This is a genomic window from Sporosarcina sp. P17b (genome assembly GCF_002743115.1).
GTDB classification, from domain to species: domain Bacteria; phylum Bacillota; class Bacilli; order Bacillales_A; family Planococcaceae; genus Sporosarcina; species Sporosarcina ureae_C.
The window spans coordinates 1-13,083 of record NZ_PDYP01000016.1 but is presented as its reverse complement, the minus strand read 5'-3'; the positions used below and the strand labels follow the sequence as shown (position 1 = coordinate 13,083).

General features: G+C 41.0%; 15 protein-coding genes. 2 read left to right on the top strand and 13 right to left on the bottom strand.

The genetic code is table 11. The features are described 5' to 3' along the window. Positions 1–18 precede the first annotated feature (18 nt). The 6 genes from CSV76_RS14225 to nagZ all read right to left on the bottom strand — a co-directional run bounded on the left by CSV76_RS14225 (position 19) and on the right by nagZ (position 8,783). Positions 19–1,320, bottom strand: coding sequence for a purine/pyrimidine permease (locus CSV76_RS14225; protein WP_099625984.1), 1,302 nt, complete (start codon positions 1,318–1,320; stop codon positions 19–21). 698 nt (positions 1,321–2,018) lie between these two features. Further along, a complete protein-coding gene (locus CSV76_RS17385; RefSeq protein ID WP_158232815.1) occupies positions 2,019–2,258 on the bottom strand; it encodes a hypothetical protein in 240 nt (79 codons plus the stop codon). 610 nt (positions 2,259–2,868) lie between these two features. Next, positions 2,869–5,232 carry a penicillin acylase family protein gene (locus CSV76_RS14210; RefSeq protein ID WP_099625981.1) on the bottom strand — a complete coding sequence of 788 codons (2,364 nt, stop codon included), beginning with the start codon at positions 5,230–5,232 and terminating at the stop codon, positions 2,869–2,871. A gap of 359 nt (positions 5,233–5,591) precedes the next feature. Continuing rightward, on the bottom strand, positions 5,592–6,386 hold the full coding sequence (locus CSV76_RS14205; protein WP_099625980.1) for a VLRF1 family aeRF1-type release factor: 795 nt from the start codon (positions 6,384–6,386) through the stop codon (positions 5,592–5,594). 99 nt (positions 6,387–6,485) lie between these two features. Beyond that, positions 6,486–7,118, bottom strand: a complete 633-nt coding sequence (locus tag CSV76_RS14200; protein ID WP_099625979.1) for an esterase/lipase family protein — start codon at positions 7,116–7,118, stop codon at positions 6,486–6,488. 18 nt (positions 7,119–7,136) lie between these two features. Then, positions 7,137–8,783 carry a beta-N-acetylhexosaminidase gene (gene nagZ / locus CSV76_RS14195; RefSeq protein ID WP_099625978.1) on the bottom strand — a complete coding sequence of 549 codons (1,647 nt, stop codon included), beginning with the start codon at positions 8,781–8,783 and terminating at the stop codon, positions 7,137–7,139. 113 nt (positions 8,784–8,896) lie between these two features. Here nagZ and CSV76_RS17580 point away from each other — a divergent pair, with 113 nt between their 5' ends. After that, positions 8,897–9,073: a hypothetical protein gene (locus CSV76_RS17580; RefSeq protein ID WP_198166234.1), complete on the top strand. Its 177-nt coding sequence runs from the start codon at positions 8,897–8,899 to the stop codon at positions 9,071–9,073. 45 nt (positions 9,074–9,118) lie between these two features. On the opposite strand, the gene CSV76_RS14190 is transcribed toward CSV76_RS17580, so the two are convergent. The 6 genes from CSV76_RS14190 to CSV76_RS17870 form a co-directional block, all read right to left on the bottom strand. After that, the gene (locus CSV76_RS14190; RefSeq protein ID WP_099625977.1) at positions 9,119–10,078 is read right to left on the bottom strand and encodes a bile acid:sodium symporter family protein; all 960 of its coding nucleotides are present in this window, start codon (positions 10,076–10,078) and stop codon (positions 9,119–9,121) included. A gap of 151 nt (positions 10,079–10,229) precedes the next feature. Beyond that, on the bottom strand, positions 10,230–10,352 hold the full coding sequence (locus CSV76_RS17890; protein WP_255396878.1) for a hypothetical protein: 123 nt from the start codon (positions 10,350–10,352) through the stop codon (positions 10,230–10,232). A 54-nt stretch (positions 10,353–10,406) separates the two neighbouring features. Further along, positions 10,407–10,529 carry a hypothetical protein gene (locus tag CSV76_RS17885; protein ID WP_255396877.1) on the bottom strand — a complete coding sequence of 41 codons (123 nt, stop codon included), beginning with the start codon at positions 10,527–10,529 and terminating at the stop codon, positions 10,407–10,409. A 54-nt stretch (positions 10,530–10,583) separates the two neighbouring features. Further along, the gene (locus CSV76_RS17880) at positions 10,584–10,706 is read right to left on the bottom strand and encodes a hypothetical protein (protein WP_255396876.1); all 123 of its coding nucleotides are present in this window, start codon (positions 10,704–10,706) and stop codon (positions 10,584–10,586) included. Between the two features lie 358 nt (positions 10,707–11,064). Beyond that, positions 11,065–11,187: a hypothetical protein gene (locus CSV76_RS17875; protein WP_255396875.1), complete on the bottom strand. Its 123-nt coding sequence runs from the start codon at positions 11,185–11,187 to the stop codon at positions 11,065–11,067. A gap of 71 nt (positions 11,188–11,258) precedes the next feature. Further along, positions 11,259–11,381 (bottom strand): hypothetical protein, encoded by a 123-nt coding sequence (locus tag CSV76_RS17870; protein WP_255406951.1) that lies wholly within the window; start codon positions 11,379–11,381, stop codon positions 11,259–11,261. A 283-nt stretch (positions 11,382–11,664) separates the two neighbouring features. Between CSV76_RS17870 and CSV76_RS14185 the strand changes: the two genes are divergently transcribed. Then, the gene (locus CSV76_RS14185; protein WP_198166235.1) at positions 11,665–12,219 is read left to right on the top strand and encodes a cupin domain-containing protein; all 555 of its coding nucleotides are present in this window, start codon (positions 11,665–11,667) and stop codon (positions 12,217–12,219) included. A gap of 99 nt (positions 12,220–12,318) precedes the next feature. On the opposite strand, the gene CSV76_RS14180 is transcribed toward CSV76_RS14185, so the two are convergent. Beyond that, positions 12,319–12,633: a hypothetical protein gene (locus CSV76_RS14180; protein ID WP_099625976.1), complete on the bottom strand. Its 315-nt coding sequence runs from the start codon at positions 12,631–12,633 to the stop codon at positions 12,319–12,321. Positions 12,634–13,083: the final 450 nt, after the last annotated feature.

Sequence of the window (13,083 nt, the reverse complement as noted above, 5' to 3'; positions counted from 1 at the left end):
CTTATACTGTCTGGCTTTTCATATCTTATTGTATGTGATCCTTTTACTTCTGCGTATCATATATTGCTCAATAATTATGGCGAGAATCGTTCCTGTAATCAATCCGTTAGATAACGTAGAAGCTACAACGGCAGGAAGTTCAGACAAGCTTTCTGCGGGTACGAACATAGTACCCACACCCACCATCAACCCAAATGCTACAGCTTGACGCGCGCGTTCTTTTTCCGGATCGGCATCTAGTTCATTGAATGCCATCGATACCATCTTCGTAAAGATCGCGAAGGTTACAGCGTATGCAACGGGAGCAGGTAATGCCGCAAATATGGCCATGATGCTTGGAAACAGTGTAATCAACACCAATAACGAACTACCGATAATGAACGGTTTAATAGATGGCATTCGTGTTGTGCCAACGAACCCTGCAGATCCTGAGATGGGTACGGAACCAATAGCAGAAAAAGCGCCTGCGATTAGATGTATAAACCCTGAAGCAAATGCTCCTTGGCGCAAGTGATCTGGTGGATGGATATGAAAAGATTCCTTCAGTAAATGCTCCATGACTCGAATAGAAGCAAGCATATTCGCTACCAGTAATAATGTAATGAATACTGCCGTAACGAGTACTCCACTATCCCAGACAGGCTTCCCATAAACAAACATTTTCGGCAGCTGGATCAGTTGATCGGACACCCGCGCTACCGCTGGTGTTTTCCCTAGTGCCAGGAAGATTCCCCAACCAAGTGCAATCGAAATCAATACAGCGTATTTAGATATCGACGGACGTTTATTAGCCATCGTAATGAATGTAATCAACAAGACAATAAAACTTCCAAGCAGAACGATGGGGTCGAGATGATCTCCTACTTCTTCTATGCCCATCATACCTTTAATGAATGTTCCACTTAGTTGTAAGATCAACAACATTAAATAAGTGAACGTAATGGCTGGTGTAAAAAGTGCTTTCATTTTTGTAATGATTCCAGTAGCCGCTAGGATAATGAATAGCACACCACTGTATAACATACCGCTTTGCAAGGCTTGCAAGACGTCTGTTGATGTTGTATAAAAGATGCCAATCATTCCAGCATAGACTACATAGATTCCCCACCATAATCCCGCAGGTCCTTCGTTGATGGGCATACGGTGTCCGAAGAATGCTTGAATCAGACAGGCGATACCGAGTACGAATATGGTTCGTTGCATGAACAGCGAGGTAGCGATTGGGTCCATGCCGAAGACGTGTGCGATGGCGATGGGTGCTGCGATGGATGAGGCGATGAGAAAGACGGTCCATTGTATACCGCCTGCTAGATGTTTCATTGGACAATTCCTCCGATAAGTGTTGCGTTGTTTAGAATCTTTATAGTATATCATGGGAGGTTGTTGTTTTTCGAACCTATGGATAATTTGTTTGAAAAGTAAGTAGGATACGATGTTAAGTTGTGTTTTTGCGAACCCTTTTCTCTTCCTTGTTTTTTGCAGAGGTAGTGGTTTGACTAGCAATGTAAGTGGAGCGGGCATTGGTTCCACTTCGGCGGTGGTGGATGGCGTGTAGGGCAGTTCTGGTATTCGTTTTACAAAACATGGGGAAGGTGTTCGTAAGAGTAAGTAGGATACGGTTTTAGGTTGTGGTTTTGCGAACCCTTTACTCTTCCTCGTTTTTGCAAAGGTAGTGGTTTGACTAGCAAAGTAAGTGGAACGGGCATTGGCCCCACTTCGGCGGTGGTGGATGGCTTCCGTTAGATTGGGTGTAAGGCAGTACTGATTCTTCTTTTGCAAGAATAAGGAATGAATACTACCAGGTCACTGGTTTTATCTACTATAAACCACAAACAAACTTGCTAACCACTTAGTAGCGCAGGCACAACTGCGGGGTCGGCCGTGGCCATGAGACAGCTAGCAAAGCTCCACCGCTAGTTGGCTCATGGCTGTAGGCAATCCCCCACGTGCCTGCGCGGGTCCAAAGCATGACCTTCACCACTTTCAATGACCAAGCCAAACACGAGCAACGATCCAATCTATCTGTTACGTACTTTTCCAGAACCGAAGATAGGTATCACCGTTCCACTGTCTTCATCTCTGCTAAACCACAATCTAACTTGAACACCACTCAGTAGCGGGGGGACAACTGCGGGGTCGGCCGTGGCCATGAGACAGCTAGCAGCCCCACCGCTAGTTGGCTCATGGCTGGAGGCAATCCCCCACGTGCCTGTGCGAGTCCAAAGCATGACATTCACTACTTTCAATGACCAAGCCAAACTCGAGCAACGATCCCATCTATTTGTTAGTGACTATGTCGAAACGGAAAAAAGGGAATCACCCAGTCACTGGTTTTCATCTTCTATAAACCACAACCTAACTTGGTTCCCACTTAGCAGCGCAGGCACAACTGCGGGGTCGGCCGTGGCCATGAGACAGCTAGCAAAGCTCCACCGCTAGTTGGCTCATGGCTGGAGGCAATCCCCCACGTGCCTGCGCGAGTCCAAACCATGACACTTACTACTTTCCATGCACAAGCCAATGTCGAGCAACGACCTAAACCAAACGTTACGTACTTTTAAACACCGAAGAATAATCCTACCCAGTCACTGGTTTTCATCCTTTATAAACCACAACTGAACTTGTCAACCACTCAGTAGCGCAGGCACAACTGCGGGGTCGGCCGTGGCCATGAGACAGCTAAGCAGCCCCACCGCTAGTTGGCTTATGGCTGTAGGCAATCCCCCACGTGCCTGCGCGGGTCCAAAGCATGACATTCACTACTTTCAATGACCAAGCCAAACTCGAGCAACGACCACAACACAAAAAAGGACTATCGCAAGAAGCAGTAACATCACCGCTCTTTGGATAGTCCTTTTGAAATTCCGATTACTTTCCTTTCGGCTGCAGCGTAAGCACACGACCGTCCGGTATGTCTTCGCTCATCAACGTTTCATGATAGTTCCCAAGTGCCCAGTCCTCCGCCTGATCGTGGAACCATTTGGATTTCAAGTGACCACTTTGCCCAGGCCCGACGACGTGGTATGTTTTTGTTAGATCGTCTAGGTCTGCGACGAAACGCCAAGATGCGCCGTGATTGACGGAGCCATCGTCCTTAAACGCGGCTGCTTGTACGGTGATATTAGATCCACCAATTGGTTGTTTTTCGGGATTTAACAATTTTGCAAATAGAGGTGAAGCACTCGCCAATGGATGCGGGAATGTAAGTTTGTGAAAATCTCCCCATGCCCATTTTTTCTGTTTGTCGCCGAAGTCATTAGCGATGTTTTTCATTGCCTTGCTGAATGCACCGTATACCCAGTGATCAATACCTTGTTTTTCTTCAAGCCAGACGCTTTCTTCTCCGTTATAACCTTTGCGTAGAAGTTCATCTGTAATCTGATTTTTTCCCGGCATGAGTTCATAGACATCCGACGGCATTTCATCGCGGAACATATCGATTTGTAGTTGCTTCATCCACTTATGGAAAATCAGTGGTGCGCTGCTGTCTTTCGAATCAAATTGATCCCAGTTTTGTAACATTTCCAACGTGTCTTTATAGTCGCCTGACTGGTCTTTATTCTTTACTGATCCAATCATGGAATCAAGAAATTCTGCTGCATAGAGATTTTTTTGATCCATTTGGAGTTTCATCATATCGTCTGTAGTGAAGTTATCTCCTTCACGTAACACTTCCGCTATCCGTTCGAAACGGTATGGTTGTGCCCAAAACTTCGTAATGTGGTATGGATAACTTTCATTCACCACTTCATTGTTGGCTGTTGCGATAAAGCCTTCATCTGGATTCACAACACGTGGCAGTTCATCGTATGGTATATACCCTTCCCACCCATAGTCTGATGAATCTCCAGGCACTGCCAATTGTGCGTCTCCTTGTTTTCGAATCGGTATCCGACCGTTCGCTTTATACGCGATTGTGCCGTCCGTTGAAGCAAAGACAAAATTCTGTGCAGGAGCATGGAATTTTTCCAATGCTTTCTCGAAACTCTGCCAATCCGATGATTTATTCATCTCCATGATCGCTTCGAGTTCAAGCGTTGGTTCCAGTGCTGTCCACTGCATCGAAAATAATGCATCTGGATCTTCTTCTTTGTACATGACATCTGAAATGATTGGACCATGTTTCGTGACGATTACTTCATATGGAATATCTTTACCATCTTTAACTTTGATCGTCTCATCACGCACTTCTGCCTGTTCCCATTTTCCATCGTAGCGGAACTGACCTTTTTCAGTTGGATGCGGAACTTCAATATACAGATCTTGCACATCCGGTCCGACGTTAGTAACTCCCCAGGCAATGTCTTCATTATTGCCTAAAATGATTCCTGGAATCCCAGCAAAGATTACCCCTTCCACATTTTGCTCAGGCGATTGCAGATGCATTTGATACCAAATAGATGGAGTGCTTAGTCCTAAATGCGGATCATCAGCTAGTAGTGGTTTACCCGAAGCGGTCTTTTCTCCAGATACTACCCAGTTATTACTGCCATTGAATTCAGGTGGCGATAGCTCTGGTAGAAAACGTCCCGCCACTTCCACGTTATATTCTTTATTTGCTGTCATGATAGATTCTGCGTTTTCCGGATACGTAAGGAATAAATCCTTCACTTTCTCTTCTGGGAATGCATTAATTGCCCAGTGCCGGAATGCTTGTGGTTGCCACCTCCCGCCGAGATCATACGCCATATACTTCCCAATTGTTAATGAATCGACAGGTGTCCACTCTTCAGGTTCATATCCAAGAAGTGCAAATTCATAGGATAATTTCTTTTCAGCCTTAGACTCCTCAATGAATGCGTTGACTCCTTCTGCATACCAACCGAGTACCTCTTTTGCGTGATCGCCATAGCCTTGATATGAAGCTTCCGCGGCATTTCTCAAACTGAATGTGCGGAAAAGCTTATCCGTATCGACCGCCTTGTCGCCGATGACTTCCGCTAGGCGACCACTTGCCTGCCTGCGTGCTAAATCCATTTGGAATAGACGATCTTGCGCTTGGACATAACCTTGTGTGCGATATAGGTCTTCATCCGAAGCGGCATTGATATGCGGTACCCCATTCTTATCACGTGTAACAACTACTTCTTGTTCAATGAATGTGACTTCATGCTCTCCCGCTTCAAGTGGTTTTGATTTAAGAATGTAAGCGTTTGCAAATATAGCGATCAGTACTGCTACGATTGACAGTATACTAAGCGCCCAAAGCGTTATTTTTTTACCTCTTCCCATGCCATTACCCCCTTCTGTACAGCTTAGTATACTATTAATATATTGAAATTACTTTAGTTTTTATTGTTTAGCGAGAAGGTTTAAAAGTAATTTTGAAATTGGATTTGATAAACAGGTATGAAGAGGGAGCTTTTTTATGCAAGCGGATAATACTACTTATGCGGCATATTTAATTTTGATTTGTAATTAAATTCGCATCTGATCTTGAACTACTGGAATTAAACTGTATTCAAAGACAACAGTATTTTACGCACTGCCGCGTATATAGGACATAGATCCATTCGCTCTTAAAACCACGCAAAAAAGAATATCCTTTAATGAAGTAGCTTCATTTTAAGGACATTCTTTTTTGTTTTACATTATCGGGATTCGAAGATTTTTTGGATGACGTGATTGTTATTTGCTTTACCGAAGTTTTTATGAATACAGCTTTGTGGCTTTTCACTCAAAATAGACGCGAAGCTTTTGGCCAATTCCGCTTCCCCTGCCACATGCACTTCTTTCCAGCCGCGCTTCTTTTTCATATTCCCTACCACAGAGCCCATATCCTTATAAAAACGATCTAAGTTCTCTTTCAAACGATGGTCAAAACCGTCTGTATGTCCTCCTACTCCGCGCTGTATGGAAGACTTAACCCCTTTTTGTTCTTTCCAGACATCAAGACCCGAATCGAATTCATAGACCTTTTCATCATGGACTCTCCCCATTGCCGTATCTAAAATCCGAACATCGCTGTAACTTGGGAGTATAATTCCCGCTTCTGGATATGCTTTTAACATATACTCCAATTCATCAGTCATTGCACATTCTTCCCAGTGAAAGCTTGTTTTCACTGCTACTTGGACATAATGCACTGACCAAATTTCAGGATCTGCAGCAGCAAAAATGATTGCCCCTTTTGCCAAATCATTTTGTTTATCTTCAATTTCCTTCATGACTTTATCTTTCAATGAACGAAATGAAGATAATTCCTTTTCATTTCCTGACGCCACGAGGTATTCATCAAGCCTCTTTAATCCAGACTTCAAATGAATTCTCCATGCAGCTTGCTGTTGTTCAGGATCTGCAGGATTCGTGTTCAAGTATACTGATAGCACACAACGGTCATCACAGCGAAACGCCTTCAACTTTTTTAACTCTTCGCTAATGTTCATCCATTCATCCTCCTTATTCCCTCAGCAATAGCATGCCCAACAAAGTGAATATTACAAGGGGAGAAGCATTGTGAATTTTTTCAAAAAGAAAACCAGTTATCAAAAATGACCCAACTGTAAAAAGCGTGCCGTCAATTCAGCAACTTCTTTCTGATGATGGATTTCTTTGTGTCCATAAGGCAACGTAATGAAATCAGATAGCCCTGGATAATGTACTGAATTCAGCTCTATTCTTCCGTCATTTTCACCTGACAGTAATTTTCCGAGCCATAAATGATTTCGGTTTCCTGCGATTGCACCAATCGAAACGGGACTGATATCTGGTAGGTTCATCTGCTCAATATACACTGCATTTAGGGACTGCAGCGTCTTATAGTATTCGGTATAGCCATTGATTTTACTCGCAACGTGTGCAAGCTGACTTCCTCGGTTCGGCGTAGCAATTTGTACACAGCGACCAATTGAATCAATCCAATCGGTTTCCTGCAATACTTTTCGAATTAGTAAACCACCCGTACTATGTCCAACCAGATGAATAGGCGATTCTCTCTGTAATGCCATATCGAATAAAGTTTTTTCCACAAGAAAAAAAGAATGATCGAATTCATGACGGGTTAACGGTAAATCGAGTGACCGACAATGAAAGCCATAGTGTTCCAAATGGCTGGACAACGTCTGCATGTCCCGGGAAGTTTTATTAAAACCATGAAGTAAAAGAACTTGTTCTTCCATGCGATCACCCCTTACTGATTAATTTCTCGCTTCAATCTTTTTTATAAGCTCCATCGTTTGTCGATTCAACTTCTCTACATCTACTTTGTCCTTTTGAACATCATTTATTTGATATTGTTGCTTTAGCAGTAATATCCTTTCAACACTTTCATTGATTCGTTTTTCCGTTAGTGTTCCTTCATCAATTGCTTTTTGTAATGCGGTTAGTATTTCGTTTACTGGCGTATAGTTATGCCCAACAAGCAATATGTCTCCTCCGGCTTGAATGGATCGAACTGCCGCTTCTCCAATCGCATAGTTCTTACCAACGGCCCCCATGACCAAGTCATCGGTAATGACTACACCATCAAACTGTAATTCATCACGCAATAAGTCTTGAATGATCTTTTTGGAAAATGAAGCAGGTATTTTTGGATCATAGGCTTCTACAATTAAATGGCCGACCATTACTGCTTTTACTCCACCATCAATAGCTCGCTTAAAAGGAGGCAATTCTACTTTCTGCAGTCGCTCCTTATTATGTTTGATCACTGGCAAATCAATATGTGAGTCTACACTCGTATCACCGTGTCCCGGAAAATGCTTCACGACAGGAATGACATGTTGCGACATCATTCCATTCGCTTGCTGAATTCCTGCCTTACTGACTAACTGCACATCAGCACCATACGAGCGATCACCAATCACTGGATTATTCGGATTGCTGTCAACATCAAGTACAGGTGCAAAATCCATATTCAAGCCAAACGCACTCATTTTACGTCCGATTAACTCACCGACATCATAAGCATATTTCCCATTTTCAACATGTCCGATTTTGCGATTGGAAGGTGTTTTCACAAGCGCCTTCGGTAATCGGGTAACCCGTCCACCTTCCTCATCTGCACTAATGAACAATGGCGTATCGGCGTTTGTATTGGCTTGTTTCAAATCATTGATCAAATCTAACGACTGTGACACCGATTCGAAATTCCGTTTAAATAAAATAATGCCACCCACATGTTTATCCTGAATCAATGTCTTGGCTACCGAATCCAGCTGTGGTCCTTGCACGCCTATCAATAGTAACTGACCAAGTTTTTCATCTAGCATCATCTTCTGCAATACATTCTGAACTTCCACACTTGGCTTATGAACAACAGCAACTTCTTCGATTATTCCACTCTTCTCTGAAGTGGAAAATATAATGGTTAACTGATATTCGTCATTCAGTTCATACACAAAAGCCGGTTTACCTTCTTCAACCACTAGTTCATCTGCTGTTCCCAACACTTCCTCGGTTTGAGAAAGTGTTATGTCATCAACTGTTGAATCCAATGAACGTAATGTATATACCTGATTGTTCTCAGTCAAACGAAGTTTCAGCTGTTGTTTTTCATACATCGCATATATCCCATTACTATCGCGTTCAATTTTATCCGCTTCGCCCAACTGCTCTTGAACGGTTCTAAAGGGTGTTTCCCCTACTTCCCACTGTTGATTCGGAAGCTGTCCTTTTTCAGCAGCGTCGCGGATGGCAATCAGCGCCTGCTTGTTCTGTTCTTTTTGTTTATTTTCTTGCTTAAGTTCTTCATTCTTAACGCTTTCTTCATTGGAACATCCTGTTATGACGATAAAGAGTGCACTGATAACGAGTAACTTTAAAAATCTACATAGTTTCCGCATAGTTCACCTCTTCTTTTAGTCATGATACCATTTTTCAGATAGTTATTGATATCGCAAGCTGTTGCATAAAACCTCGACTTTTGTTCATCCTAGTCGATAGGAGGTGGACGAATATGTCGAATAAAAATAGTAAGAAAACGATGAATGAACGGACGCACAATCCGCTGAGTACGTATGAAAACAAAAACAAAGAAGCTAGCAATAGTAATAATCAACATCCAGAAGGCCACTCACCAGAAGAGTTTTCTGCAGAGTTTGGATCTAGGCCAAGAAATAAGAAGAAAAAATAAAACAACTGCTGTATTCTGAAAACAGAATACAGCAGTTGTTTTATTTTACCCTATTTCATTTAGCCTACTATGACGTCTTCCATACCAGTCTCCCAATTTATTGTATAAAGAGGCAAGTACTTGCTGGAATAGCATACCGAAAACGACTGGCATTGCCACTTTAGCTGGGAAGAACGTCGTGGCGATAACTACACCTGTTGCGATATTACGCATTCCGCCAACAAACATGAATGTCGTGACAATGACAGGATCCCTCCAAAGTAGATGTGCCAGCAATAACGCTGAGGCATAGCCGGTTAGCGCAATGAAAAGTACCATAGCAATAATACCAACAAGTTCTAGCGTAATCTTCTGTACATAAGGTGCTACCGCACTACCATTAATCGCAACAATCGCAAACAGACTCAATTTAGAAAACGGTGCTAAGCGAGGTCCCCATTTTTTTTGGACGTTGCCTTTCGATAATTCATTTAATGCAATACCTACTATCGTAGGTAATACAATCATCCATAGTAAATTTAAAATCAATGACATATTATCGATTGTGATACGTTCTCCAACGACAATGTGAATAATCGTTGGTAAGACGATGGGTGCTAATAGCGTATCAATTAAAATAATGGACAAACATAATGGTAAATTCCCTTTTGAAATGGTTACCCAGATTACACTTGTAACACCTGTAGGTATAGCAACTGCCAATACGAAGCCGACTGTCAGTAAATGATCATCAAAAAAGACGGTAGATAAAAAGTAAGCCCAAGCAGGCATGATCATATGCAAGAATGCGATGCTCATTAACACAACTCCTGGATGCTTGCCTACCATACGCACTTCTTTCACATTCATACCTAGACTACCCACGAATGTCATGAATGCAAACAACCACGTGACGATAAATAACAGCTGTTCTCCTGCTTGATGAAACAGTACACCCACTACTAAGCTGAGTGGTGTTAAAATGGCGATCCATCGTTGTAAAAATGTATTCAAATCACTTAACATACAATTCCCTTCTTTAAAGCCCGACATCAGTGTTGATATAGTCGTATTCTAGCATAGTCGTTTGCCTGAGAGGGAATACTCTTCCCTAATGAACAAAATACATGCATAAAAAACCCGTAGCGCTGAATCGCTACGGGATGATGTTTTGAATTTATTTTGTGTATGAAAGAACTGCGTATTTACTGAAGTTCTTCATTGCATCAGTTGCTTCTGCTTTCTCAGCATATTCAAAAATCCGTACGTTTTCTTGACCAAATAATGTAATTACCCACATGTTTTCCAGTCTCCTTTTAATTTGTATGGTTATTCTTTCCATAAAATCTGAAGTTTAGTACGTGTATGAAAGAACTGCGTATTTGCTGAAGTTTTTCATGGCATCAGTTGCTTCTGCCTTCTCAGCATATTCAAAAATTCGTACGTTTTCTTGACCAAATAATGTAATTACCCACATGTTTGTCAGTCTCCTTTTAATTCGTATTGGTATTCTATTGTTAAAAATTGATACTTAGTATGTGTATGTTAGTACTGCGTATTTGCTAAAGTTTTTCATTGCACTTTTCGCTTCTGCTTTTTCAGCGTATTCAAAGATCCTTACGTTTGCTTCATCAAACAATGTGATAACCCACATATTGTGTAGTCTCCCTTTTTGTTTGGCTGCTTATTTCCGAAGAGGAATGGGCTAACCAATTTCTTTTGTTACTCTTATCATACTCTGTTCTACAACAAAAGAAAGTGGTATGTGAAGCATTTCACAATTCATTCAAAATCAAAACGCTTACATATGTCATACTTGTGACTGCAAACGTTTTCTTATTACTATTATTCATTTTATGCATATTTTTTATAATTAATTTTATTTTTTTATCAACATGAAATTACATCCTTCGACAGTGGATACGAACTGACACCCTTAATCAGATATGCTTTAATTCAATTTATATGTAAAAAACCGCAGCGAGTTACGCTACGGTCAAAGTAATAACTACTTATTTTGTGTAAGAAAGAACAGCATATTTACTGAAATTCTTCATTGCATTCATGGCTTCTATCTTCTCAGTATATTCAAATATTCGTACGTTCGCTTGATCAAATAATGTAATTACCCACATGTTTGTCAGTCTCCCTTTAATTTCGCTTTTTATCATTCATTAATATTAACTATGCGTATGTTCAGTAATTTTTATTTTGTATAGGATAAAACAGCGTACTCATTGAGCTTCTCCATGGCAGTCGTAGCTTCTGCTTTCTCTGCGTATTCAAAGATCCGTACTTTTTCTGTTTCGAACAATGTGATAACCCACATATTGTTCAGTCTCCTTTTTGGTTGTATTTAGATTCACAAGGCGAGAATCTATGACCAACTTTTCTTATTAACCTTAGTATACTATCTTTAGTATGCGTTCTGGTCAAATTGTGAAGGTTTTCACAAATCATACAAAGTTGAACCGCTTACATATGACTACTTTGTGAATATTAGTCACTACAGGTTTAGCTGCTCTCTACTACTTCTGTTGAACACAAATAGAATTTTAAGACATATACTATGATGAAAACGTAAAGAAAGGATGAGTTCAATCAATCAACCTATGCCAAATTTCATATTTACATGTTGGTATCAGCCACTATATGTATTTCCTTGTTTCCATACGTTCCCTTTACGGCAATTGAATCAAGCTGATATCCCACCTGTACTAACACACCGTAATCCAACAGATTTTGGTCCTATGCCCTTCACGATTAATATAGAAGAGGCCACAAAAAGAAACCAAACATTTCGCACTGTATTATGGACGGGTGACCATTTGCAACTCACACTCATGAGTATTGCGCCTGGAGAGGATATTGGTTTGGAAATCCATCCCCACGTCGATCAATTTATTCGACTCGAGGAGGGGCATGGAATTGTTCAGATGGGGCGTAGAAAGGATCAAGTAGATTTGGAGAGGCACGTTCAGGATGATGATAGTATTATTATTCCAGCTGGAACTTGGCATAATTTAACGAACACAGGTACTGTACCCATCAAATTATATACTATTTATGCACCGCCAAATCATCCGCACGGTACGGTACATGAAACGAAAGCTATTGCGGAGGAAATGGAGTCCACACATACAACTCACAGTACAGATATGAAATAATCAAAAGTAACTTTACTACGGTAGAAAAAGTGAAAAAGACAAGACACCTATTTACATGGCATCTTGTCTCTTTCATTACTATTCATAGTATAAAATTTCTTATAACAATAATAACGCTAAGCTAACTACGATAGAAATTGAGAGGGCAATTTTACTTAATAACACAAGCTCTTCAGTTCTGAACTTTATTACAACTGCCAATATAGCTACAATGCCCATTGCGATAGCTAGTGCTCTCTGCATGGCAAAATCTGTAGGAAAAGCTGTAAATGCTAGGTAGGATAAAAGCAGGCCAAATAACATATTAATTATAATGATACTGTTATTGGATTTACTTTTATATAATACGGTTTGAATTCCTATTGCGATGACTACTAAAATTATATATATGATCCCCAATACGCCTAATGCCATTTGAGTATCCTCCCTTCTACTATAAGATTTACTAATTCAGTAATTGTAACATGAAGTCGATTATTACGATATTTCTACATTCGTTGTTTCTTTAATTCTTCAAATTCAGCATCGGTTCTGTAGTGTATGAGGATTCAGGTCCTGTTTTGCTTATCGCATTTGATCAATACCACTTATACACAAGAGTAAGATTCCTCTGAATGTAAAAAATCCCCTCGGACTATCCGCCAGAGGGAATTTGAAACACACATCCGTGTTCTTATAAAATCACGCATCCGTTATAAATAATCTATGCTAACTCTATCAACGCCACGCACTCGACATGGGTTGAGTGTTTTTGCGACATACGCACAGCTCCGCTTTTGCGGGGCTTTTTTGATGTTAACCATGTCAACGAACTTTTTGGCTTTTAACTCTATAACCTATATTAAGCATACGTGTATATACATA

Excerpts from the sequence above, each read along its gene's own strand:
- CSV76_RS17580 (WP_198166234.1), top strand. The coding sequence starts at position 8,897 with ATGTCGAATAAAAATAGTAAGAAAACGATGAATGAACGGACGCACAAT.
- CSV76_RS14200 (WP_099625979.1), bottom strand. The coding sequence starts at position 7,118 with ATGGAAGAACAAGTTCTTTTACTTCATGGTTTTAATAAAACTTCCCGG.
- CSV76_RS14225 (WP_099625984.1), bottom strand. The coding sequence starts at position 1,320 with ATGAAACATCTAGCAGGCGGTATACAATGGACCGTCTTTCTCATCGCC.
- nagZ (WP_099625978.1), bottom strand. The coding sequence starts at position 8,783 with ATGCGGAAACTATGTAGATTTTTAAAGTTACTCGTTATCAGTGCACTC.
- CSV76_RS14180 (WP_099625976.1), bottom strand. The coding sequence starts at position 12,633 with ATGGCATTAGGCGTATTGGGGATCATATATATAATTTTAGTAGTCATC.
- CSV76_RS17890 (WP_255396878.1), bottom strand. The coding sequence starts at position 10,352 with ATGTGGGTAATTACATTATTTGGTCAAGAAAACGTACGGATTTTTGAA.
- CSV76_RS17875 (WP_255396875.1), bottom strand. The coding sequence starts at position 11,187 with ATGTGGGTAATTACATTATTTGATCAAGCGAACGTACGAATATTTGAA.
- CSV76_RS17870 (WP_255406951.1), bottom strand. The coding sequence starts at position 11,381 with ATGTGGGTTATCACATTGTTCGAAACAGAAAAAGTACGGATCTTTGAA.
- CSV76_RS14210 (WP_099625981.1), bottom strand. The coding sequence starts at position 5,232 with ATGGGAAGAGGTAAAAAAATAACGCTTTGGGCGCTTAGTATACTGTCA.
- CSV76_RS14190 (WP_099625977.1), bottom strand. The coding sequence starts at position 10,078 with ATGTTAAGTGATTTGAATACATTTTTACAACGATGGATCGCCATTTTA.
- CSV76_RS17880 (WP_255396876.1), bottom strand. The coding sequence starts at position 10,706 with ATGTGGGTTATCACATTGTTTGATGAAGCAAACGTAAGGATCTTTGAA.
- CSV76_RS14205 (WP_099625980.1), bottom strand. The coding sequence starts at position 6,386 with ATGAACATTAGCGAAGAGTTAAAAAAGTTGAAGGCGTTTCGCTGTGAT.
- CSV76_RS17885 (WP_255396877.1), bottom strand. The coding sequence starts at position 10,529 with ATGTGGGTAATTACATTATTTGGTCAAGAAAACGTACGAATTTTTGAA.
- CSV76_RS14185 (WP_198166235.1), top strand. The coding sequence starts at position 11,665 with ATGCCAAATTTCATATTTACATGTTGGTATCAGCCACTATATGTATTT.